The sequence below is a fragment of the Rhodoferax sp. MLSD5-FHT05B10 genome, from assembly GCF_058793415.1.
In genome coordinates this window covers 320,127-340,649 of record NZ_JBXAFT010000005.1, presented here as the reverse complement: position 1 = coordinate 340,649, position 20,523 = coordinate 320,127, and the positions used below count along the sequence as shown (strand labels likewise).

Below are 20,523 nucleotides of genomic sequence, written 5' to 3'. Positions count from 1 at the left end.
GCGCCGGCCTCAGGCGCCTTGCTGCATGCCGGCCAGCCCGGCAATCGCCAGCGCATAGCCATTGACGCCCCACCCTGCCATCACGGCCTTGGCCGCCGGCGAGATATAGGAGTGGTGGCGGAACGCCTCCCGCGCGTGCACGTTGCTGATGTGCAACTCAACCAGGGTAACGCCCGTGCCCTTGATGGCATCAAACAGCGCCACGCTGGTGTGGGTGTACGCCCCGGCGTTGAGGATGACACCCGCCAGCGTGCCGGCCGCCTGCAACCGCCCGGCCTCGTGCAGCCAGTCCACCAGCTCGCCTTCGTGGTTGGTCTGGCGGAAATCCAGCGCAAAACCGTTGGCGGCGCAGGCGCGCTCGCACAGGGCCTGCACATCGGCCAGCGTTTGCGAGCCGTACACCTGGGGTTCGCGCGTGCCCAGCAGATTGAGGTTGGGGCCGTTGAGGACGAGGGCAGTTTTCATGGCAATTCCTGGAAGGGAGCGAACCGGGGGTCAGGCCTGCGCGGCAATGGGCGCCAGCGCCGTGTGCACATCGGCGCACTGGGCGCGCTGACGCAGGGCATGCTCCATCACCACCAGGGCCAGCATGGCCTCGGCAATGGGTGTGGCGCGTATGCCCACGCAGGGGTCGTGGCGGCCCTTGGTCACCACCTGCGTGGGGTTGCCGGCCATGTCGATGGAGTCGCGCGGTGTGAGGATGGAGCTGGTCGGCTTGATGGCAATGCTCACCTCCAGGTCCTGCCCGGTGGTGATGCCGCCCAGCACGCCGCCGGCGTTGTTGCTGGCAAAACCGGCCGGCGTGAGGCTGTCGCCATGCATGCTGCCGCGCTGCGCCACGCTGGCAAAGCCGGCGCCAATTTCCACGCCCTTGACGGCGTTGATACCCATCATGGCGTAGGCAATGTCCGCGTCCATCTTGTCGAACAGCGGTTCACCCAGGCCCACGGGAACCTGGGTGACACAGACGCGGATGCGCGCGCCGCAGGAGTCGTGCGCCTTGCGCAGGGCCTCCATGTACTCTTCGAGTTTGGAGACATCGGCCACGGGTGCAAAGAACGGATTGTTGGGCACATGCTCCCAGCCCTCGAAGGCAATGGGCAGCTCGCCAATCTGCGTCATGCAGCCGCGAAATTCGGTACCGTACTGCTCCTTGAGCCACTTCTTGGCCACCGCACCGGCCGCCACCATGGGCGCGGTCAGGCGGGCGCTGGAGCGGCCACCACCACGCGGGTCGCGGATGCCGTACTTCTGGTAGTAGGCGTAGTCTGCGTGGCCGGGCCGGAAGGATTCGAGGATGTTGCCGTAGTCCTTGCTGCGCTGGTCGGTGTTTTCGATCAGCAGCGCAATGGGCGTGCCCGTGGTCTTGCCCTGGTACACGCCGCTCAGGATCTTCACGGCATCGGGTTCGTTGCGCTGGGTGACGAATTTGGAGGTGCCGGGGCGGCGCCGGTCCAGGTCGCCCTGGATGTCGGCCTCGCTGAGTTCCATGCCCGGGGGGCAGCCGTCGATCACGCAGCCGATGGCCGGGCCGTGGGATTCACCAAAGTTGGTGACTGCGAAGAGATTTCCAAAAGTGTTGCCGCTCATGGGTGGGGATTATCCCAGAGCACAACGCCGGTTTACGCCGCCGGCGCTGCCGAAGCGGCTTTGTCGCCTTCGGGCCAGTCGCGGATGTAGGCCTTGAGCATCTTGTTCTCGAAATTCTGGCTGTCCACCACGGTCTTGGCCACGTCGTAGAAACTGATCACGCCCATGAGCATGCCCTTGTCCATCACCGGCATGTAGCGGGCGTGGCGGTCCAGCATCATGCGGCGCACTTCGTCCATCTCGGTCTCCATGGTGCAGATCAGCGGACCGGGGTCCATGGCGCGGTACACCGTCGTAGCACCGAAAGTGCCGCCGTTCTTCACCACCGCCTGGATCACTTCCCGGAACGTCAGCATGCCCACCACCAGCCCGTGGGAAATCACGACCAGCGAACCGATGTCGCGCTCGGCCATCAACTGGGCCGCGTCGGCCAGCGTGTCTTCCGGCGTGATGGTAAATAGCGTGCCGCCCTTGACGCGCAGGATGTCGCTGACTTTCATGGTGCTTCCTCGTGAGGCTGAAATGGAGTTCGTGACTGAAATATAGCCCACAATTACTGTATTTCCCACACCTTGCCCCCGGAGAGACTTATGCCCGGTTATGCCGACCCCGGATTCGACACCCTGGCCCTGCACGCAGGCGCCACACCCGACGCCACGGGCGCACGGGCCGTGCCCATCCACCTCACCACGTCCTTTGTCTTCGAGTCCAGCGAGCACGCGCAGTCGCTGTTCAACCTGGAACGTGCGGGACACGTCTACAGCCGCATCAGCAACCCGACCAACGCCGTGCTGGAGCAGCGCGTGGCCGCACTGGAAGGTGGCATTGGCGCCATTACGGTGGCCAGCGGGCAGGCCGCCCTGCACCTGAGCGTGGCCACGCTGATGGGCGCCGGCTCGCACATCGTGGCCAGCACGGCGCTGTATGGCGGCTCGCAGAACCTGCTGCACTACACCCTGCGCCGCTTCGGCATCGAGACCACGTTTGTGAAGCCCGGCGACATCGACGGCTGGAAGGCCGCCATCCGCCCCAACACCCGCCTGCTGTTCGGCGAAACCGTGGGCAACCCCGGACTGGACGTGCTGGACATTCCCACCATCAGTGCCATCGCCCACGAGGCCGGGGTGCCGCTGCTGGTGGACTCCACCCTGACCTCCCCCTGGCTGATGCAGCCGCTGTCCCTGGGGGCCGACCTGGTCTACCACTCGGCCACCAAGTTCCTGTCCGGCCACGGCACGGTGGTGGGCGGCATCGTCGTCGATGGCGGCAGCTTCGACTGGGCGGCGGCCCATGCGCAAAGCGGCAAGTTCGAGGAGCTGGCCGCGCCCTACGACGGCTTTCACAACATGAACTTCAGCGAGGAAAGCACCGTGGGCGCCTTCCTGCTGCGCGCGCGGCGCGAAGGCCTGCGCGACTTCGGCGCCTGCATGAGCCCGCACACCGCCTGGCTGATCCTGCAGGGCGTGGAGACCCTGGGCCTGCGCATGGAGCGCCACATGCGCAACACCGAAAAGGTGGTGCAGTTCCTGAGCAGTCAGCCCTTTGTCGGCCGCGTCGGCCACCCGCTGCTGGAAAGCCACCCCAGCCATGCGCTGGCGCAAAAGCTGCTGCCCAAGGGCGCCGGCTCGGTGTTCAGCTTCGACCTCAAGGGCAACCGCGAGCAGGGCAAGAAATTCATCGAGACGCTCAAGGTATTCAGCCACCTGGCCAACGTGGGCGACTGCCGCAGCCTGGTCATCCACCCAGCCAGCACCACCCACTTCCGCATGACCGACGAGGCCCTGGCGGCGGGCGGCATCACGCAGGGCACCATCCGCCTGTCCATCGGGCTGGAAGACGCCGACGACCTGATCGACGACCTCAAACGCGCCCTGAAGGCCGCAGAAAAGGCGGGAGCCTGAGCATGGAACTGCACGTCAACAACGCAAAAACCTACTGCTACACCGGCGGCAAGCCGTTCGATGCCGCCAAGCCCACCGTGGTCTTCATCCACGGCGTGCTCAACGACCACAGCGTGTGGATCCTGCAAAGCCGCTACCTGGCCAACCACGGCTACAACGTGCTGGCCGTGGACCTGCCGGGCCACTGCCGCAGCGCGAGCGAAGCCCCCTCCAGCGTCGAGGAAGCGGCCGGCTTCATCGCCGCGCTGCTCGACGCCGCCGGCGTGCAGAAGGCGGCGCTGGTGGGCCACAGCTGGGGCTCGCTGATTGCGCTGGAGGCCGCATCGCGCCTGAAGGAGCGTGTGACGCACCTGGTGCTGGTGGGCACGGCGTTTCCCATGAAGGTGTCACCCATGCTGATCGAGGCGTCACTGAACGAACCCGAGAAGGCCCTCACCATGGTCAACGTGTTCTCGCGCAGCACGCTGGCAGCGCCCCCGTCGGCGCTGGGCCCGGGCACCTGGGTGTTTGGCGCCAGCATGGCGCTGGGCCGCCGGGTGCTGGCCAGCAACCCGAAAGTCAATGTGTTCCACCGCGGCTTTGTGGCCTGCGACCGCTATGCCAACGGCGAAGCGGCCATGGCCGCCGTCACCTGCCCGGTGCTGTTCGTGCTGGGTGCGCAGGATCAGATGACACAGCCCCGCGCAGCCCAGGGCCTGGTGACCGCGGCTCGGACCCGCGGCAAGACGGTGCAGGTCGTGAGCCTGCCCGTGGGCCACCACCAGATGACCGAGACGCCCGACGCCACGCTGTTCGCCATCCGCGACTTCCTGGCCACGCAGCCATAGGCGGTGCCTGCCGGGCACCAGCCCGGCAGGCACCGCAATACTGGTGAAACCCCCTAGGCGCGGCGCCTGTGGCGGGCAGGCAGTTCGGCTACAGTGGGTTTCTCTGCCAAGGCCCCGGCTGCGGACTGCTTTACCTTCAACGGGTTCAACCAGATTGCGCCTCCCCGCTCCTGCCATTCGGATTTACTGCATCGGCCTGATGGTCATCGCCATTCCTGTCGCGGCAGCCTTTTACCTGGCAGATTTCCACAGCCTGCGCGCGCAGGAGGAACACGCCGCCCAGCTGGCCGCCGAGGTGCTGCGGCGGGCGCACCGCGTGAGCGGACAAATCGACAGCGCCGTCAAGACCCTCACCGCGGCCGGCAGCGCAGAACCCTGCTCCCACGCCAACCTGCACCTCATGTCCCGCACGTCGGCCGAGAACCCCTACCTTGTGGCCATCGGCTATGTACGCAATGACCGGTTGATGTGCTCGGCCTTCGGCACGCACGGCGCCGGCATCGCGCTGGGGCCACCCACCTTGCGCAGCAAGCTGGGCAACCCCGTCTGGAACGCGGTCAGCCTGCCGGGCATTTCCGAGAACAAGTTCATGGTGGCCGTGGATGGGGTGTCCGGCTATGCGGCCATCCTGGCCCAGGATGGACCGATCGCCGTCGAATCCGCTGAGCCCGATGCCAACCACGGCCTGTACAACCTGCGCACACGGCGCGTCTTGGCTGCCCGTGGAAATTTTCACCCCGACTGGGCCCAGCACCTGGGTGAGCGAAGTGATGTGCAGTTCTTTGACGGCGCCTTTGTCGTCGCACTGAAGCGCTCGGACCATTACGACTACGCCGCCTTTGCCGCGATACCGGCCGACCGTCTGCACGAGGGCTGGATCAGCCTCATCTTCGTACTGGTCCCGCTGGGCATTGGGGCAGGCATCCTGCTGGCGCTATTGATGCTGCGCTACTCCAAATACCAGAGCTCCCTGCCCGCGCAGCTGCGCCAGGGCCTCAAGAACAACGAACTCTATCTGGTCTACCAGCCCATTGTGGAACTGGCCAGCGGGCGCTGGGTGGGAGCCGAGGCCCTGCTGCGCTGGCGCCGGCCGAACGGCGAAATGGTGCCACCCGACATCTTCATCCCCATTGCCGAAAACAACAGCCTGATGGACAAGGTCACCGCCCGGGTCATTGCGCTGTTCGCCAAGGACGCCGCGCACCTGCTGCACGCCCATCCGGGCTTTTACATTGGCCTGAACCTGTCCGCCCGGGACTTTGAAACGCCGCACGCCACCGAGCACCTGCGCCAGGCCCTGGCCCAGTGGTCCATCGGGCCGGCGAGTGTGCATGTGGAGGTGACCGAACGCCTGCTGGTCAACAACACGGCCAGCCAGCACAGCATGCAGACGCTGCGCGACATGGGCATCCCCATCGCGCTGGACGATTTCGGCACCGGCTACTCCAGCCTGTCGTACCTGACCACGCTGCCGCTGGACTACATCAAGATCGACAAGTCCTTTGTGGAAACCATCGGCACCGGAGCGGTGACCAGCGAGGTCATCGCCCACATCATCGAAATCGGCAAGTCGCTGAAACTGGGCATGATTGCCGAGGGCGTGGAGACCACAGCGCAGGCCGATTACCTGCGCACCCACGGCGTGCAGTTCGCGCAGGGCTGGCTGTTCTCCCGGCCCATGGACATCGCGCAGCTGCACGACGGCATCGACCACCCGCACGCTCCGCCCCCTGCCACCCCCGGCTGAGGCCGCGCCGGATTCACGGCGGGGCCTCAGCGGCCAGGATGGCGGCCACCCGCTGCCGCAGCACGGGCAGCAGCTCCGCCTCAAACCACGGGTTGTGGCGCAGCCAGCCGTTGTTGCGCGGACTGGGATGCGGCAGCGGCACCACGGCGGGCCACTGGGTGCGCCAGGCCTGCACCGCCTGCGTCACCGACACCGCCGGACCGGGCCAGTGGTAAGCCAGCGCGTACTGGCCGATGGCCAGGGTGAGCTCCAGCCGCGGCAGTTCCTGCAGCACCCGGGCGCGCCACGTCCGCGCACATTCCGGGCGCGGTGGCAGGTCGCCCGACGCCCCCGTTCCCGGGTAACAAAAACCCATGGGCACAATGGCCACCCGCGCCGGGTCGTAAAACACCTCGGGGGGCATGCCCAGCCAGTCGCGCAGGCGGTCGCCGCTGGCATCGCTGAACGGAACGCCGCTGGCATGCACCTTGCGCCCCGGCGCCTGCCCCGCGATCAGAATGCGCGCGCTGGAGCGCGCCTGCAGCACCGGGCGCGGGCCCAGCGGCAGGTGGGGCGCGCACAGCGTGCACTGGCGCACCTCGGCCAGCAGGGCGGTCAGCTCCGCCACGCGCCACCTGTGCTACTTTTTTTATAGCGCATCACGCAAGGTAATGGCCGGCCAGTTGCCGGTTTTCCAGAATTTTTCGGTCACCGCATTGCGCGCCAGCAGCAGGGTCTGCACCAGCGGCTCCAGCGACGTGCGTTGCGGGTCGATCAACAGCACGAAGCGGGCTTCCGGACCGGGTTCGGTAGCGGTGCTGAGCTGGCCCATCCAGTCCAAGGCCATGAGCGCCTCCAGCACCGGCTCCAGCCGCAGTGCATCCACCTGCAATGCCGCGCACAGCTGCCCCAGCGTCAGCCCTTTCTCGCCACGCTGGCGCCCGGCGTCGAGCGCGCGCAGGACCTCCAGCGCCAGCTGGAATGGACCGCCCTGCGTCAGGCGGCGCCGCAGACCACCGTCGATCAGGCTCGGCAGGTAGGCCGTCAGCGCCGCGCCCAGCAGCACGATGACCCAGGCCACGTAGATCCAGACCAGCAGGATAGGCACCGTGGCAAACGCCCCGTACACCACCGAATAGGTGGGCACCGAGCTGAGGTAGACGGCCAGCGCCTTCTTGGCCAGCTCCATGCCCGTGGACACGAAAAACCCGCCCATCCAGGCGTGGCCCCAGCGCACGGTGGTATTGGGTACATAGCGGAACATGGCCGCCATGCCCGCGGCCACCAGCACGTACTGCAGCACGTTGAGCACCAGCGCCACGCCCCCGGGCAAGGCCCCTACCAGGCCCTTGGAAGCCGACAGCGCGTACGACGTCATGCTCAGGCTCACCCCCAGCAGCAGCGGCCCCAGCGTGAGGGCCGCCCAGTAGATCAGTACGCGCTGGGCAAACGGGCGCGGCTTGCGCACGCGCCAGATGCTGTTGAGCGTGCGGTCAATGGTGAAGATCAGCGCCAGCGCCGTGCCCAGCAGGGCCCCCAGGCCCACGGCGCCAAGCCGGCTGGCCTGGCCCGCAAACTGGTTGAGGTAGCCCAGCACCTGGCGCGCAATGTTGTCGGGCACCAGGCTCTGGATCAGCCACTTCTGCAGCACGTCCTGGAACTTGGCGAACATGGGAAAGGCCGTGAACACCGCCAGCGCCAGCGTGATGAAGGGCACCAGGGCGATGGTGGTGGTGAAGGTCAGGCTGCTGGCGGTCAGGCCCAGCCGGTCTTCGCGGAAGCGTTCGCGCAGGGTCTGCAGCGCGTGAAACCATGGCACATGGACGACGTCCTGCAGCCAGCCCTGTAAACGTTGTAGGAATTGCATGGCCGCTATGATGCCACCGACATGAACACACCGATCCACACCGTCCAACGCTCCCGCTGGCTCGCCGTCGCCAGCCTTCTGGGCCTGATTCTGCTGGCCCTGGGCTGGGAGCTCTACTGGGCGCCGCTGCGCCCGGGCGGCTCGTGGCTGGCGCTCAAGGCGCTGCCGCTGTGCGTGCCGCTGGCCGGCCTGCTGAAAAACCGCCTCTACACCTACCGCTGGGTCAGCCTGCTGGTGTGGCTGTATTTCATTGAAGGCGTGGTGCGCGCCTGGAGCGACAAGGCGCCGGGCAACGCCCTGGCGCTGCTCGAAATCGTGCTGTGCCTGCTGCTGTTCACGGCTTGCGTCTGGCACGTGCGCACCCGCCTGGGGAGCCGCAAGCACCCCCGTTCCCCAGAGACCCCGCTTCCCGCACCATGACCACACCCCACCCCGTCCTTGAAGCGCTGCGCCAGATTGTGGGCGCGGCCAACGTGTTGACCGAGGGCGACCTCAGCGCCTGGGAGCTGGACTGGCGCAAGCGCGTGCACGGGCGCGCACTGGCCGTGGTGCGCCCGGCCTCCACGGCGGAAGTGGCCGCCGTGGTGAAAGCCTGCGCGCAGGCTGGCGTGAGCATGGTGCCCCAGGGCGGCAACACCGGCATGGTGGTGGGCTCCACCCCCGACACCAGCGGCACCCAGGTGGTGCTGAGCCTGCAGCGCATGAACCAGGTGCGCGTACTCGACGGCGCCAACCTCACCGTCACCGTGGATGCCGGCTGCGTGCTGCAAAGCCTGCAGGAAGCCTGCGAGCGGGCCGGCTTTCTGTTCCCCCTGAGCCTGGCCTCCGAAGGCAGCTGCACCATTGGCGGCAACCTGGGGACGAACGCGGGCGGCACGCAGGTGGTGCGCTACGGCAACACGCGCGAGCTGTGCCTGGGCCTAGAGGTGGTCACGCCCCAGGGCGACATCTGGGACGGCCTGACCGGCCTGCGCAAGGACAACACCGGCTACGACCTGCGCCACCTGATGATCGGCTCCGAGGGCACACTGGGCGTCATCACCGCCGCCACCATGAAGCTCTACCCGCTGCCCGTCTCGCAGCTCACCGCATTTGCCGCCGTGCCCTCGCTGGAAGCGGCGGTGGAGTTGCTGGGCCTGGCGCACCGGCACCTGAGCGCCGGCCTGACCGGCTTCGAGGTGATGGGCCGGTTCGCCCTGAGCCTGGTGACCCGGCACTTCCCGCAGATCAAGGTGCCGTTCCAGGACACGGACTGCCCGTACTGCGTGGTGCTGGAAAACTCCGACCAGGAGTCTGAAACCCATGCCCGCGAGCGCTTCGAGCGCCTGCTGGAAGCCGCCCTGGAGCAGGGCTGCGTGCTGGATGCCGTGGTGGCCGAGAGCATCACCCAGGCGCGCCAGCTCTGGCACATCCGCGAGAGCATTCCGCTGGCGCAGGCGCAGGAGGGGCTCAACATCAAGCACGACATCTCGATTGCCGTCTCGCGCATCCCCGAATTCGTGCGCAGCACCGATGCCCTGCTGGCGCAGCAGTTCCCCGGCGCGCGCCTGGTCAACTACGGCCACCTGGGCGACGGCAACCTGCACTACAACGTGCAGGCCCCCGAAGGCAGCGACGCCGAAGCCTTCCTGAAAAACCAGGAGGCGGCCGTCAATGCCCTAGTGTACGAACGGGTTGACCAGTTCCGCGGCTCGATCTCGGCCGAACACGGCATTGGCAGCCTCAAGCGCGACGAGCTGCAGCACCACAAGTCACCCGTGGCGCTGTGCATGATGCGCGCCATCAAGCAGGCGCTGGACCCGCACAACCGCATGAATCCGAACCGGGTGCTATCAATTGAATAGCTGTCTGCGCAGTATCTGCGGCGTCCGGCAACCAAAAAGGCACTGAAATGACCCTGCTTCGCCTACTCTGTTGTGTGGCCCTCGCACTACTGGCCGGCGGCGCCGCCGCGCAGCAACAGCCGTGGTCCTTCGTGCAGGCGGCGGGCGGCCTGCGGCTGGGCAAACCGGTGCCCCGACCCACCGGCTGGGTACTTCCCGTGGACGCCGATGTCAGTGGCCTGAGCACCATCACGGCACGCCCCACCGCCGTGAACCCGGCTCTGGTGTGCAGCGAAACGCGGGCGGCGCTGGAGGGGCAGGCGATCTACCTCACCCTCATCACCCGCAGTCCGGGCTCGGGCGGCGCATCCCGCTGCCCCCCCGTATTCATCGCCAACACGCTGGCCGGCCGGTACACCGTCTTCTACCGATTTGCCGGCGAGGCGCCTGTGCGGCTGGGCGAGGTGACGCTGTCGAAGTGACCCGCCCCGCCTCCAGCGGCCGGCGCCGGATCAGCCGTGTGCCAGCTTGCGCGCCAGGCGCTCCAGACGCAGGCGGTAGGCCGCTGCGTCGTAGTGGTGGTTGCGCGCGTTGTCGCTGTCCACGGCCGCCTGGGCCACGCGGGACGCCACCGCCTGCAGCAGGCGCGGGTCCAGCAGCGTAGGCAGCAGCTTGTTGACGCCAAAGGCGCTGTCTTCACGGGCCAGGTCGGCCAGGGCGCGCACGGCGGCGGCCTTCATGGCCTCGTTGATCTGCGGAGCGCCCACGTCCAGCGCGGCGCGGAACAGGTAGGGAAAGCACAGCGCGTTGTTGACCTGGTTGGGGTAGTCGGAACGGCCCGTGGCCACAATGGCGTCGGCCGCCGCGGCATAGACCCGCTCGGGACGGATCTCCGGCTCGGGGTTGGACAGGCCAAACACCACCGGCTTGGCCGCCATGCTGCGCACCATGTCTTCGCTGACCACACCGGGGCCCGAGAGCCCCAGGAACACGTCGGCCCCCATCAGGGCGTCGGCCAGGGTGCGCGCGGCGGTGTCGCGCGCCCAGGCAGCCTTCTCGCCGTCGTCACCCGGTGCGCCGCGGCCCTTGTAGATGACGCCCTTGGAGTCGCACACCAGCACATGGGCCGGGTTCAGGCCCAGGCTCAGCAACTGCTCCAGGCAGGCATTGGCGGCGGCGCCAGCGCCGCTGCACACCAGGCGTACGTTTTCCAGCGCCTTGCCCTGCAGGTGCAGCGCGTTGAGCATGCCAGCGGCCACCACGATGGCCGTGCCATGCTGGTCGTCGTGGAACACGGGAATGGGCAGGCGCGCGCGCAGCGTGCGCTCAATCTCGAAACACTCAGGGGCCTTGATGTCTTCCAGGTTGATGCCGCCGAAAGTGGGGTGCAGGCTGGCGATGATGGCGATCAGCTTGGCCGGGTCGGTCTCGTCGATCTCGATGTCAAAGGCGTCGATGCCGGCAAAGCGCTTGAACAGCACCGCCTTGCCCTCCATGACGGGCTTGCCCGCCAGGGCGCCGATGTTGCCCAGGCCCAGCACGGCCGTGCCGTTGGTGATGACGGCCACCAGGTTGCCCTTGGCGGTGTATTCGTAGGCCAGCGTGGGGTCGCGCTCGATCTCCAGACAGGGCACGGCCACACCGGGGGAGTAGGCCAGGGACAGGTCGTCCATGCTGGCCACCGGCTTGGTCACGCTGATCTGGATCTTGCCGCCAATGTCGTCGTCGTTGCGGGGGCGGTGGTAGGCCAGCGCGGCCTCGGACAAGCGGTTTTCAGCCTCGGTAAGGGGCGACTGCTTCTTCTGCTGGTGTGTGCTGGCCGACGGACCGGCGTCCTTCTGGGGCGCATGTGGGAACATAGAGACGGACTTCCTGCTGCTTCTTGAATAAAATTTTCTTGTGTTCTCGCCCCGGACCTGCGTCCAGCGCAACCCGCCATTTTCTCGCAAAAACGGCTGCCCCTACAATTTGTGTAACCCAGGCGTCAATTGACATGACCACACCCCACCCCATCCGCTCCCAGTACGAAGACTTCATGCGCCACGTGTACACCACCGGCGTCACCAAGATGGATCGCACCGGCACCGGCACGCGCAGCGTGTTTGGTTACCAGATGCGCTTCGACCTGAACGAAGGCTTCCCGCTGGTGACCACCAAGAAGGTGCACCTGCGCTCCATCATCCAGGAGCTGCTGTGGTTCCTGACGGGCTCCAGCAGCAACAACTGGCTCAAGGAACGCGGCGTCACCATCTGGGACGAATGGGCACGCGCCGATGGCGACCTAGGGCCGGTCTACGGCGTGCAGTGGCGCAGCTGGCCCACGCCCGACGGCGGCCACATCGACCAGATTGCCGAAGTCATCAAGACGCTCAGAAGCAACCCTGATTCGCGCCGCATCATCGTCAGCGCCTGGAACGTGGCTGACCTGGACAAGATGGCCCTCATGCCCTGCCATGCCTTCTTCCAGTTCTACGTGGCGCCCGCCACCGAGCCCGGCGGCAAGGGCAAACTGAGCTGCCAGCTGTACCAGCGCAGTGCCGACATCTTCCTGGGCGTGCCGTTCAACATCGCCAGCTATGCGCTGCTGACCCACATGGTGGCGCAGCAGTGCGACCTGGACGTGGGCGACTTCATCTGGACCGGCGGCGACTGCCACATCTACAGCAACCACCACGAACAGGTGGAACTGCAGCTGAGCCGCGCACCCCTGGCCTACCCCACACTGAACATCAAGCGCAAGCCCGACTCCCTCTTCGACTACCAGTACGAAGATTTCGAGGTGCTGGGCTACGAAAGCCACCCCGCCATCAAGGCCCCGGTGGCGGTGTAGGCCAATGCAGCTCCACCTCATCTTCGCCAAGGCCCGCAACGGCGTCATCGGCAAGGACAACGCCCTGCCCTGGCATTTGCCCGAGGACCTGGCGCACTTCAAGCGCGTGACCATGGGCTGCCCGGTCATCATGGGCCGCAAGACCTGGGACTCGCTGCCGCCGAAATTCCGCCCCCTGCCGGGGCGCGCCAACATCGTGGTCACCCGCCAGGAAAACTGGCATGAAAACGGCGCACAGTCGGCACGCAGCATGCGTGAGGCGCTACAACTATGTGAGCAGCACGACAACGCCTGGGTGATTGGCGGCGCGCAGCTCTATGCGCTGGCGCTGCCCCTGGCCGACACCGCCGTGGTGACCGAGATCGACGCCGATTTTGACGGCGACGCCCATGCCCCCGCTTTCGGGCCTGGCTGGACCGAGGTGGCACGCGAGCCCCACGTCACCGCCAGCGGCCTTGCCTTCAGCTTTGTTACCTACCAGCATTTGAAACCCCAAGGAAATTGACATGTCAGGACACGGATTCCACGTACACGGCCCCCACGACCACGCGCTGGAGCACGCGGCTCAGGGCGACCACGGACACGGCGAAGACGCCAAGATGACCAACCAGATCGCGCTGTTCACCGCCATCATCGCCACGGTGGGCGCCCTGTTCGGCTACATGGGCGGCGCCACCCAGGCCAACGCCGGCCTCTACAAGAACAACGCAGCCATCAAGAAGACCGAAGCATCCAACCAGTGGAACTACTTCCAGTCCAAGAGCACCAAGCAGTCGCTGGCCGAGATGTCGCGCGACCTGTCCACCAAGGAAGACGACAAGACCAAGTACCAGGCCAAGGTGGACCGCTACGAGAAGGAGAAGAACGAGATCAAGGCCGTGGCCGACAAGCTCGAAGCCGAGGCCACCGAATGGGACCACCAGAGTGACGAGCAGATGCACCAGCACCACCGCTGGGCCCAGTCCACCACCGTGCTGCAGGTTGCCATTGCGCTGGCGGCCATCGCTCTGCTGACCAAGAAAAAATGGCTGGAGTACGCCATGTTTGGCGCCGGTGGCATTGGCGTGGCCGTGGGCGTGCTGGCATTGCTACATATTTAGCCGTTACTCGCCCCAGCTCTCGCCCAGCGCCTGCGCCTGCTGCAGCACCAGTTCCACCGCGGCATCCTGCAAATCAGGCGGGTACTTGTACTTGCGCAATATCCGCTTGACCATCAGCCGCAATTTGGCACGCACGCTTTCGCGCTCGGACCAATCCACACTCAGGTTTTGCCGCAGGTTCTCGGTCAGCTCGTGTGCAATTTTCTTCAGCGTCTCGTCGGTCAACTCCCGTACCGCTGATTCGTTGTTCGCCAGGGCGTCGTAAAAGCGCACCTCGTCTTCGGACAAGCCCAAGGCCTCGCCCCGCGCGGCCGCTTCGCGGAACTTCTTCGCCATGGCCACCAGTTCTTCCATGACCTGTGCGGTTTCAATGGATCGGTTCTGGTAACGGGTGATGACGTTGGCCAGCATCTCGGAGAACTTCTTGTCCTGCACCACGTTGCTGGCAAAGCGGCTCTTGATTTCGCCTTCCAGCAAGCGCTCCAACAGTTCCACAGCCAGGTTCCTCTCCGGCAGGTTGCGCACCTGCGCCAGAAATTCATCATCCAGCAGGCCAATGTTGGGCTTCTCCAAGCCCACCGCGTCGAATATGTCCACCACGCTTTCGGATACCACCGCAGAGTTGATGATCTGGCGGATGGCAAACTCGCGTGCCTCGTCGGTACGGCGTTGGGCGGTAATGTCGCGCTTGGTCAGGATGACCTTCACGCCCTGCAAAAAAGCCACCTCTTCCCGCACCGCCTTGGCTTCATCCAGCGTGCAGCACAGCGTAAATGCCTTGGCCATGGCCAGCGCCACGTCGGCAAACCGTTTCTTGCCGTCTTTGATGCCGAGCACATGGTTGGCCGCACCGGCCAGCATGCGGTGCCCTGCGGTCAGGAAGTTTTGATAATCAAAGCCGTGCAGCATGGCGCGCAACACGTCCATCTTTTCCATCAGCACGCTATAGGCTTCATGGGCATCCACCGTCGGCTTGCCGCGGCCCTTGCTGGCCGTGTACTCCTTCATGGCGGCTTTGAGCTCGTTGCCAATGCCGATGTAATCCACCACCAGGCCGCCCTGCTTGTCCTTGAACACCCGGTTGACGCGCGCAATGGCCTGCATCAGGTTGTGGCCCTTCATGGGCTTGTCCACGTACAGGGTGTGTACGCACGGGGCATCAAAGCCGGTGAGCCACATGTCTCGCACAATGACCAGGCGCAACGGGTCGGCCGGATCTTTGAAACGTTTTTCCAGTCGCTTCTTGGTTTGCGCGCTGTAGATGTGCGGCCGCAACAGCGCCTTGTCGCTGGCCGAACCGGTCATGATGATCTTGACCGCGCCCTGCTCGGGGTCGGCACTGTGCCAGTCCGGTCGCAGCTTGATGATTTCGTCGTACAGGTGCACGCAAATCTCGCGGCTCATGGCCACCACCATGGCTTTGCCGGTCTGCGCCTTGTTGCGTTCCTCAAAGTGGGCCACCAAATCAGCGGCCACGCTGACCACACGGGGCTGCGCACCCACCACCTTCTCCAGCGCGGCCCATCGGCTCTTGAGTTGGGACTGGGTGGTTTCTTCCTCGTCTTCGGCCAGTTCGTCTACTTCTACGTCCATCGCGGCCATGTCGGCAGCACCCAGGCTGAGCTTGGCCAGGCGGCTCTCGTAGTAGATGGCAACGGTAGCGCCGTCTTCCCTGGCCTGTTGCATGTCGTAGACATGGATGTAGTCGCCAAACACGGCCCGGGTGTCGCGGTCTTCACTGCTGACGGGCGTTCCGGTAAAGGCAACAAAGGTGGCGTTGGGCAATGCATCGCGCAGGTGCTGGGCGTAGCCCGCTTCATACCACTCCACATACGCAGGTGGGGCCAACTCCGCGCGGTGTGGCGTCACCACACCATCGCTAGTTGCTATCACATTAGTAGCTGCCTGCACAGGTTCTACGCCGGTTGACGGCACTTTTCGCGTCTTTAATTTGGCCTCAAAACCGTATTGCGTGCGGTGGGCTTCGTCTGCAATCACCACAATGTTGTGGCGGTCTGACAGCACGGGGAACGTGTCTTCGTCTTCACCCGGCATGAACTTCTGAATGGTGGAAAACACAATGCCGCCCGATGGCCGGTTGGCCAACTTGGCGCGCAGATCTTGCCGGGTGCTGACCTGCACCGGTTGCTCCCGCAGCAGGTCCTGCGCCAGGCTGAACACGCCAAAGAGCTGCCCATCCAGATCATTGCGATCGGTGATGACCACAATGGTGGGGTTCTCCATGGCGGGCTCCTGCATCACGCGAGCAGCAAAGCAGGTCATGGTGATGCTCTTGCCACTGCCCTGCGTGTGCCAGACCACGCCGCCTTTTTGATTTCCGCCGGGGCGCGATGCTTCCACCACCTGAACAATGGCCGCGCGCACCGCGTGGAACTGGTGGTAGCCGGCAATCTTCTTGACCAGCGCGCCGTCGTCTTCAAACAGCACAAAGTAACGCAGGTAGTCCAGCAGGTATTGCGGCGCCAGCACGCCACGCACCAAGGTTTGCAGTTCGTTGAATGCCCCCAGCGGGTCGAGGGTGACGCCATCAATCGTGCGCCACGCCATAAAGCGCTCGGCATCGGCAGACAGCGAGCCCAGCAAGGCCTCGGTGCCGTCAGAAATGACCAGCACCTCGTTGTACTGGAAGGTATCCGCTATTTGCGCCTTGTAAGTCTGAATCTGGTCGTACGCCTTCCACACATCCGCGTTCAGGTCGGCCGGGTTCTTCAGCTCCATCAGCACCAGCGGCAAGCCGTTGATGAACAAAATGATGTCGGGCCTGCGCGTGTGGTGCGGGCCGCGAATGGAAAACTGGTTCACCGCCAGCCACTCGTTGCGCGCAGGCTGCGCCCAGTCGATCAGGCGAACAAAGTCACCCCGCGTTTCACCTGCCAGCTGGTACTGCACCGGCACACCCGTCACCAGCATGCGGTGAAAGTGCTGGTTGGCCGACAGCAAGACCGGCAGCCCCAAGTCGGTGATTTTTTTGAACGCATCCTCGCGGGCGGCAGCGGGAATGTCGGGGTTCAGCCGGTTGATGGCTTCGCGCAGCCGAAGCGGCAAGACCACCTGGCGGTAATCGGCACGCTCGGGGGAAATGCCGTCGTGCGCAATGTCCGGCCCGTAGAGGTGGGTGTAACCCACGTCGGTCAGCCAGCCAAGGGCTTCTTGCTCTAGTTGGTCTTCGGTCATTGCATCTTTCCCTGAATGGCGCTCGGCTACGCAGTCTTCTTTTCCATTGCTTGAATTCTGACTGGAAGTGTCGTTTTCTCAGATTCAATTAGAACCTGATCCGCTAGGTCAAAGGGTAGAACCCAGAGCTTCATCCCATCGCCATAATCAAACACAGGCAGCGACTTTGGAAAAGATTCTGTCGCCGGATAGATAAGCACAAGTTCGCTCGATGCCTGACCAGCGAGGTACTTCTTTCCGTAGGCATAGAGTTGGTAGAAGTCGCCCTGACTCAAACCGTATTTGTTGCTTCGATCTGTGGAATCCAACTTCTTCCACTTGGTATCCAATACCCACCTATGACTGCTGGATTCCAGCAATAGATCAGGCTCCAACCTGAACATCTTGTCGCCGTCATGCACTGTTAGGTACTCACTAGCGGCAGGGCTTCTTAGTCGAATCGTTGGCGGAATACTGCGGCGCAACCATGCTGCCACGTACCTCTCAAACAGCTTGTCCATTGGAAAGAGCAGACTCAGGCCATGCCAGTCGCCAGCAACGGAAACTGGCATTTGCTGGTTCAAGATCAGTTCGCACCACGGTTTAACCAGGCGGTAATGGCTCATGAGTCTTTCATTGCGCCACCGTTTGAAGTCACCAGTCACGTCCTTGCTGGAGTCAATCTCACTCATGAGGCTACGCAATTCACCAGCCAGTTTCCAGTTTCCAGCGTCCCGAGTGGACTTCGATACCTGCTCCAGTGCCAACTTCAACAGCCGATTTTCAGCACCATCGGGGTCGAAAACATCATGCCGAATATGAAAGTAATGCTGTTTGCCCGGTGGCTGTCGCATTTGACGCACGGTGTTCAGTTGCCCGCGCATGTAGCGTTGTTCTTCCTCTACGCGACGGTAGTCGAAGCGAATGCCTGCTTTAACAATGCGCTCAAGAGCAGCCAAGAACCGTCCCATGACCCATTCAGTCAGTGGTGCATCGAATAGCTGCAGGTCCGCTGTTCCGACCTCACGGACTGGAAGATCAAGCGACGCCGCAATCATTCGTTGCAATAGTGCTCTGCTTTCGTGAGCCACGTCGCCGGACTCATGATGTTTTGGCAGGATTTCAATCCGCGTGCCGCACGGAGTCTCAATGACCCCGACATGTTTATCCAGACGCAACCAAGTCCGCCCCTCAACTACGGCAAGTGATGTGCCAGCCGCACTAAACCGTTGGTTTAATTTACATATCCAATCGAAAGCAGACTGTGAAATCTGCGCCCGATCAAGCGTGCTCTCAATGGACGTGCCGGCCACATCTTCAGTTGTGAGGCGTGCGTACTCGCGCACCACAACTGATTGCACAATCACTCTGAGGCTCCAATGATGTTGATGTAACTGCCAATTGATGTGAAAGCAGCGTCATTCACCGTCCATCGCGTGTCACGAAGGCCGCCCGCCACTTCTGAACCAAACAGTTTTGCCAATGACTTTGAGCCAAGACCGCCAGACCGAATGAATGGCTCAACCTTGGTGCGTTGATCATTCAACACCCAGCCAATGCGCTCCCAGTCTTCAAAGAAATACTCCTGAAGGAGCGGCAAAACCTGCTGCTTGAATATTGCCGACAAACGCTCAATGGATCGGTCCTTTTCTAGTGGCAGAAAGTAAGCATGGCCAATGCAGTGATCCCGGTCGAGTAGCACTTCAATGCGCTGATTAATCGCCCGCAGCATCTGACCTATGGACAGTCCGGAAATAGTCAATTTGTCCAGCAACTCAGGCTTAGCAGGCATTTCCTTAAAGACAAATCGGCGGCGCAATGCAATGTCGATGCCAGTCAACGACTTGTCAGCAGTGTTCATCGTACCAATCAAGTAGACGTTCTTGGGAACGCCAAATGGCTTCTTTGAGTAGGGCAATGTGACGGTCAAAGACTCTTTCGCACCAAGGCGCTTGCTGGGTTCAATGAGCGTGATGAGTTCACCAAATATGCGGGAAACGTTTCCACGGTTGATTTCATCAATGATCAGCACAAAAGAAGCTGAGTTGATCTCGGTAGGTCCAACAGCTTTCAAATCAACACCCGCTGCACGTAGACCTTCCAGCAATTCGGACCAATTGAAGCGGGTAATCTCGTAGACCGTCTTTAACGTAAAGCGTTTCTGGCTGTTGAGGTTCAGTATCGAAAAGTTGCAATCGGTCACTATCCAGTTAACTGGCAGAACGTTCTTGTAATCTGCTCGTACCCCACTGGGCACGGTTGCTTCGTAGCGGTAGTTGCCACTGACGATGCCAACTGCAGCCACCTCCGTGTTGCTTCCAATGCAAAGCAAGACATCGCCAACGGCAATCTCGTTGCCAAAAAGTTCGAGTGTGCTTCTATCGTTCGATCCCAATTCAAAAGACTGGTTACTCAGTTGCGCCGTCTTCAGATCGCCGACGTGGCCCCACCCGATTCGGGCTTCGCCATGCTTCAAACAGTATTGGCGCGTGGCACTGTCACCAGTTCCCTCAATGGAAATTTTCCAGATGCGAGGGCTGTCGCTAACACCCAGTTTCGCGGTCGCACTCTGAATGGGTTTGCTCGCGTCTTCACAGATCGCTTTGAAAACCCCTTTCTCAATCACATATTGAATTTGGCCGCCTTCCGCTTCATCAGTTTCTGCGCGCAAGCCTTCCACGAAGTCTTCGTAGCTAAAGCTCTGGTGAAACGTCACGAACCGGATTCGATTGCTAGCAACCAGATCGTCAAACCGTTCCTTGAGTGACTCACGCTCACTCTCGTTCTTGGCATAGAACTCGGGGTCGAGAATCTTGATCGCTTCATCTATGGTCGTGAACGTTTTTCCCGTACCCGGTGGGCCGTAAAGAATCGTATTCAGTCCAGTAGGAAGCTCAGAATCCTCATCATCAGGAACCGAGGGAGCAAGGGCCGATTCTTCGTCAGAATCATCCTCCACATCTGCACTTGCCTCCTTGACCGGAGCGAATCCAGCAGTAGGGCTGTACAAGACATGCATGAAGTCGTATGGCGTAACGCCAGGAATCTGTTTTTGAGCGGCAAAAAACAGTTCACGCAACAACATTGAGCGCGCTACGGGCTGCTCAACCTTGGGAATGTCTGCAACTGGACAGCCAAACAATTCCAGAAAGTGCTTCACGTGATTCGATGATGAAATCGGCAACACTGCGTCCGGGTTATAGCAACTCAGGATACGCAGCTTCCGACCGTCGCCAATAGTGACACGGGGTGCCACACCCGCACGCTTATATAGCTGCTCGTCATCGTCGATCCAACTGAGGTCTTTGGAAATGTCTGCATTGGCAATGGCAGACTGAATCTTTAAGGTGTATTGGAGTGCTTCTGTATCCGAGAGGTCTTGCAACTTGCGGTTCTTGTAAACCGTCCCATCCGGCTTGAAGTAGACGATATGGCCTCGGGAAGTTCCAGGCATATAGCGACCCAGCACTGGCTGAAGACCGCGTTCTATCCACCAGCAAAAGCTGTCCTGCGACTTCTTCCCAACGCAATACTGGTCAAGCGTCAGTGTCTCCAACGAGTTGGACGGGTATGCCTTTGCAAATGCAATGCACTCGGGGGTCTGGCTGCGCGGAATAGATGTACCACCCGCTTTGAGTAGAGCCAATAGATCGGAAAATTTCTCGTTGGGTACAAATGCCATATG

Annotated in this window: 18 protein-coding genes; 9 read left to right on the top strand and 9 right to left on the bottom strand. The window is 62.9% G+C overall.

The window, feature by feature from the left end:
• Nucleotides 1–9: 9 nt before the first annotated feature.
• Genes aroQ through AC1Q5W_RS10595 form a run of 3 tightly spaced genes read right to left on the bottom strand, consistent with a single transcriptional unit; the run spans nucleotide 10 to nucleotide 2,090 of the window.
• Nucleotides 10–465, bottom strand: a complete 456-nt coding sequence (gene aroQ / locus AC1Q5W_RS10605) for a type II 3-dehydroquinate dehydratase (protein WP_492645589.1) — start codon at nucleotides 463–465, stop codon at nucleotides 10–12.
• Nucleotides 466–495: 30 nt separating this feature from the next.
• Entirely contained in the window at nucleotides 496–1,590 is a 1,095-nt protein-coding gene (aroC, locus tag AC1Q5W_RS10600) for a chorismate synthase (RefSeq protein WP_492645588.1), read from the bottom strand.
• A 32-nt stretch (nucleotides 1,591–1,622) separates the two neighbouring features.
• Nucleotides 1,623–2,090, bottom strand: a complete 468-nt coding sequence (locus AC1Q5W_RS10595) for a CBS domain-containing protein (RefSeq protein ID WP_492645587.1) — start codon at nucleotides 2,088–2,090, stop codon at nucleotides 1,623–1,625.
• Between the two features lie 90 nt (nucleotides 2,091–2,180).
• Between AC1Q5W_RS10595 and AC1Q5W_RS10590 the strand changes: the two genes are divergently transcribed.
• From AC1Q5W_RS10590 to AC1Q5W_RS10580, 3 genes are all read left to right on the top strand, one after another.
• Nucleotides 2,181–3,491 (top strand): O-acetylhomoserine aminocarboxypropyltransferase, encoded by a 1,311-nt coding sequence (locus tag AC1Q5W_RS10590; RefSeq protein WP_492645586.1) that lies wholly within the window; start codon nucleotides 2,181–2,183, stop codon nucleotides 3,489–3,491.
• A 2-nt stretch (nucleotides 3,492–3,493) separates the two neighbouring features.
• Nucleotides 3,494–4,318, top strand: coding sequence for an alpha/beta fold hydrolase (locus AC1Q5W_RS10585; RefSeq protein ID WP_492645585.1), 825 nt, complete (start codon nucleotides 3,494–3,496; stop codon nucleotides 4,316–4,318).
• A 154-nt stretch (nucleotides 4,319–4,472) separates the two neighbouring features.
• Nucleotides 4,473–6,065: an EAL domain-containing protein gene (locus AC1Q5W_RS10580; RefSeq protein ID WP_492704160.1), complete on the top strand. Its 1,593-nt coding sequence runs from the start codon at nucleotides 4,473–4,475 to the stop codon at nucleotides 6,063–6,065.
• A 13-nt stretch (nucleotides 6,066–6,078) separates the two neighbouring features.
• Here AC1Q5W_RS10580 and AC1Q5W_RS10575 read toward each other — a convergent pair whose 3' ends face one another.
• Nucleotides 6,079–6,672, bottom strand: a complete 594-nt coding sequence (locus AC1Q5W_RS10575) for a uracil-DNA glycosylase family protein (protein WP_492645583.1) — start codon at nucleotides 6,670–6,672, stop codon at nucleotides 6,079–6,081.
• 21 nt (nucleotides 6,673–6,693) lie between these two features.
• Nucleotides 6,694–7,911 carry a YihY family inner membrane protein gene (locus tag AC1Q5W_RS10570; protein ID WP_492645582.1) on the bottom strand — a complete coding sequence of 406 codons (1,218 nt, stop codon included), beginning with the start codon at nucleotides 7,909–7,911 and terminating at the stop codon, nucleotides 6,694–6,696.
• Between the two features lie 21 nt (nucleotides 7,912–7,932).
• Here AC1Q5W_RS10570 and AC1Q5W_RS10565 point away from each other — a divergent pair, with 21 nt between their 5' ends.
• The 3 genes from AC1Q5W_RS10565 to AC1Q5W_RS10555 all read left to right on the top strand — a co-directional run bounded on the left by AC1Q5W_RS10565 (nucleotide 7,933) and on the right by AC1Q5W_RS10555 (nucleotide 10,216).
• Nucleotides 7,933–8,331, top strand: a complete 399-nt coding sequence (locus AC1Q5W_RS10565) for a DUF2069 domain-containing protein (protein ID WP_492645581.1) — start codon at nucleotides 7,933–7,935, stop codon at nucleotides 8,329–8,331.
• On the top strand, nucleotides 8,328–9,755 hold the full coding sequence (locus AC1Q5W_RS10560; RefSeq protein WP_492645580.1) for an FAD-binding oxidoreductase: 1,428 nt from the start codon (nucleotides 8,328–8,330) through the stop codon (nucleotides 9,753–9,755). The genes AC1Q5W_RS10565 and AC1Q5W_RS10560 overlap by 4 nt, the downstream gene beginning before the upstream one ends.
• 74 nt (nucleotides 9,756–9,829) lie before the next feature.
• On the top strand, nucleotides 9,830–10,216 hold the full coding sequence (locus tag AC1Q5W_RS10555; protein ID WP_492704159.1) for a hypothetical protein: 387 nt from the start codon (nucleotides 9,830–9,832) through the stop codon (nucleotides 10,214–10,216).
• A 30-nt stretch (nucleotides 10,217–10,246) separates the two neighbouring features.
• Here the strand turns inward: AC1Q5W_RS10555 and AC1Q5W_RS10550 are convergent, their stop codons facing one another.
• Nucleotides 10,247–11,593, bottom strand: coding sequence for a malic enzyme-like NAD(P)-binding protein (locus tag AC1Q5W_RS10550; RefSeq protein WP_492645578.1), 1,347 nt, complete (start codon nucleotides 11,591–11,593; stop codon nucleotides 10,247–10,249).
• 134 nt (nucleotides 11,594–11,727) lie between these two features.
• Between AC1Q5W_RS10550 and AC1Q5W_RS10545 the strand changes: the two genes are divergently transcribed.
• From AC1Q5W_RS10545 to AC1Q5W_RS10535, 3 genes are read left to right on the top strand one after another with little or no spacing between them, the layout of a single operon-like run.
• The gene (locus AC1Q5W_RS10545; RefSeq protein ID WP_492645577.1) at nucleotides 11,728–12,564 is read left to right on the top strand and encodes a thymidylate synthase; all 837 of its coding nucleotides are present in this window, start codon (nucleotides 11,728–11,730) and stop codon (nucleotides 12,562–12,564) included.
• Between the two features lie 4 nt (nucleotides 12,565–12,568).
• Nucleotides 12,569–13,069 (top strand): dihydrofolate reductase, encoded by a 501-nt coding sequence (locus tag AC1Q5W_RS10540; protein WP_492645576.1) that lies wholly within the window; start codon nucleotides 12,569–12,571, stop codon nucleotides 13,067–13,069.
• A gap of 1 nt (nucleotide 13,070) precedes the next feature.
• Complete coding sequence (locus AC1Q5W_RS10535) at nucleotides 13,071–13,664, top strand: DUF4337 domain-containing protein (RefSeq protein WP_492645575.1); 594 nt, start codon at nucleotides 13,071–13,073, stop codon at nucleotides 13,662–13,664.
• 3 nt (nucleotides 13,665–13,667) lie between these two features.
• On the opposite strand, the gene AC1Q5W_RS10530 is transcribed toward AC1Q5W_RS10535, so the two are convergent.
• Genes AC1Q5W_RS10530 through AC1Q5W_RS10520 form a run of 3 tightly spaced genes read right to left on the bottom strand, consistent with a single transcriptional unit; the run spans nucleotide 13,668 to nucleotide 20,520 of the window.
• The gene (locus tag AC1Q5W_RS10530) at nucleotides 13,668–16,859 is read right to left on the bottom strand and encodes a type I restriction endonuclease subunit R (RefSeq protein WP_492645574.1); all 3,192 of its coding nucleotides are present in this window, start codon (nucleotides 16,857–16,859) and stop codon (nucleotides 13,668–13,670) included.
• 26 nt (nucleotides 16,860–16,885) lie between these two features.
• Nucleotides 16,886–18,205 (bottom strand): McrC family protein, encoded by a 1,320-nt coding sequence (locus tag AC1Q5W_RS10525; RefSeq protein ID WP_492645573.1) that lies wholly within the window; start codon nucleotides 18,203–18,205, stop codon nucleotides 16,886–16,888.
• Entirely contained in the window at nucleotides 18,202–20,520 is a 2,319-nt protein-coding gene (locus AC1Q5W_RS10520; RefSeq protein WP_492645572.1) for a DUF8426 domain-containing protein, read from the bottom strand. The genes AC1Q5W_RS10525 and AC1Q5W_RS10520 overlap by 4 nt, the downstream gene beginning before the upstream one ends.
• Nucleotides 20,521–20,523 lie beyond the last annotated feature (3 nt).

What these genes read in the sequence shown, in the direction of transcription:
- aroQ (WP_492645589.1), bottom strand. Translation starts at nt 465, where the DNA reads ATGAAAACTGCCCTCGTCCTCAACGGCCCCAACCTCAATCTGCTGGGC.
- aroC (WP_492645588.1), bottom strand. Translation starts at nt 1,590, where the DNA reads ATGAGCGGCAACACTTTTGGAAATCTCTTCGCAGTCACCAACTTTGGT.
- AC1Q5W_RS10590 (WP_492645586.1), top strand. Translation starts at nt 2,181, where the DNA reads ATGCCCGGTTATGCCGACCCCGGATTCGACACCCTGGCCCTGCACGCA.
- AC1Q5W_RS10570 (WP_492645582.1), bottom strand. Translation starts at nt 7,911, where the DNA reads ATGCAATTCCTACAACGTTTACAGGGCTGGCTGCAGGACGTCGTCCAT.
- AC1Q5W_RS10595 (WP_492645587.1), bottom strand. Translation starts at nt 2,090, where the DNA reads ATGAAAGTCAGCGACATCCTGCGCGTCAAGGGCGGCACGCTATTTACC.
- AC1Q5W_RS10585 (WP_492645585.1), top strand. Translation starts at nt 3,494, where the DNA reads ATGGAACTGCACGTCAACAACGCAAAAACCTACTGCTACACCGGCGGC.
- AC1Q5W_RS10565 (WP_492645581.1), top strand. Translation starts at nt 7,933, where the DNA reads ATGAACACACCGATCCACACCGTCCAACGCTCCCGCTGGCTCGCCGTC.
- AC1Q5W_RS10550 (WP_492645578.1), bottom strand. Translation starts at nt 11,593, where the DNA reads ATGTTCCCACATGCGCCCCAGAAGGACGCCGGTCCGTCGGCCAGCACA.
- AC1Q5W_RS10530 (WP_492645574.1), bottom strand. Translation starts at nt 16,859, where the DNA reads ATGACCGAAGACCAACTAGAGCAAGAAGCCCTTGGCTGGCTGACCGAC.
- AC1Q5W_RS10545 (WP_492645577.1), top strand. Translation starts at nt 11,728, where the DNA reads ATGACCACACCCCACCCCATCCGCTCCCAGTACGAAGACTTCATGCGC.
- AC1Q5W_RS10535 (WP_492645575.1), top strand. Translation starts at nt 13,071, where the DNA reads ATGTCAGGACACGGATTCCACGTACACGGCCCCCACGACCACGCGCTG.
- AC1Q5W_RS10540 (WP_492645576.1), top strand. Translation starts at nt 12,569, where the DNA reads ATGCAGCTCCACCTCATCTTCGCCAAGGCCCGCAACGGCGTCATCGGC.
- AC1Q5W_RS10520 (WP_492645572.1), bottom strand. Translation starts at nt 20,520, where the DNA reads ATGGCATTTGTACCCAACGAGAAATTTTCCGATCTATTGGCTCTACTC.
- AC1Q5W_RS10560 (WP_492645580.1), top strand. Translation starts at nt 8,328, where the DNA reads ATGACCACACCCCACCCCGTCCTTGAAGCGCTGCGCCAGATTGTGGGC.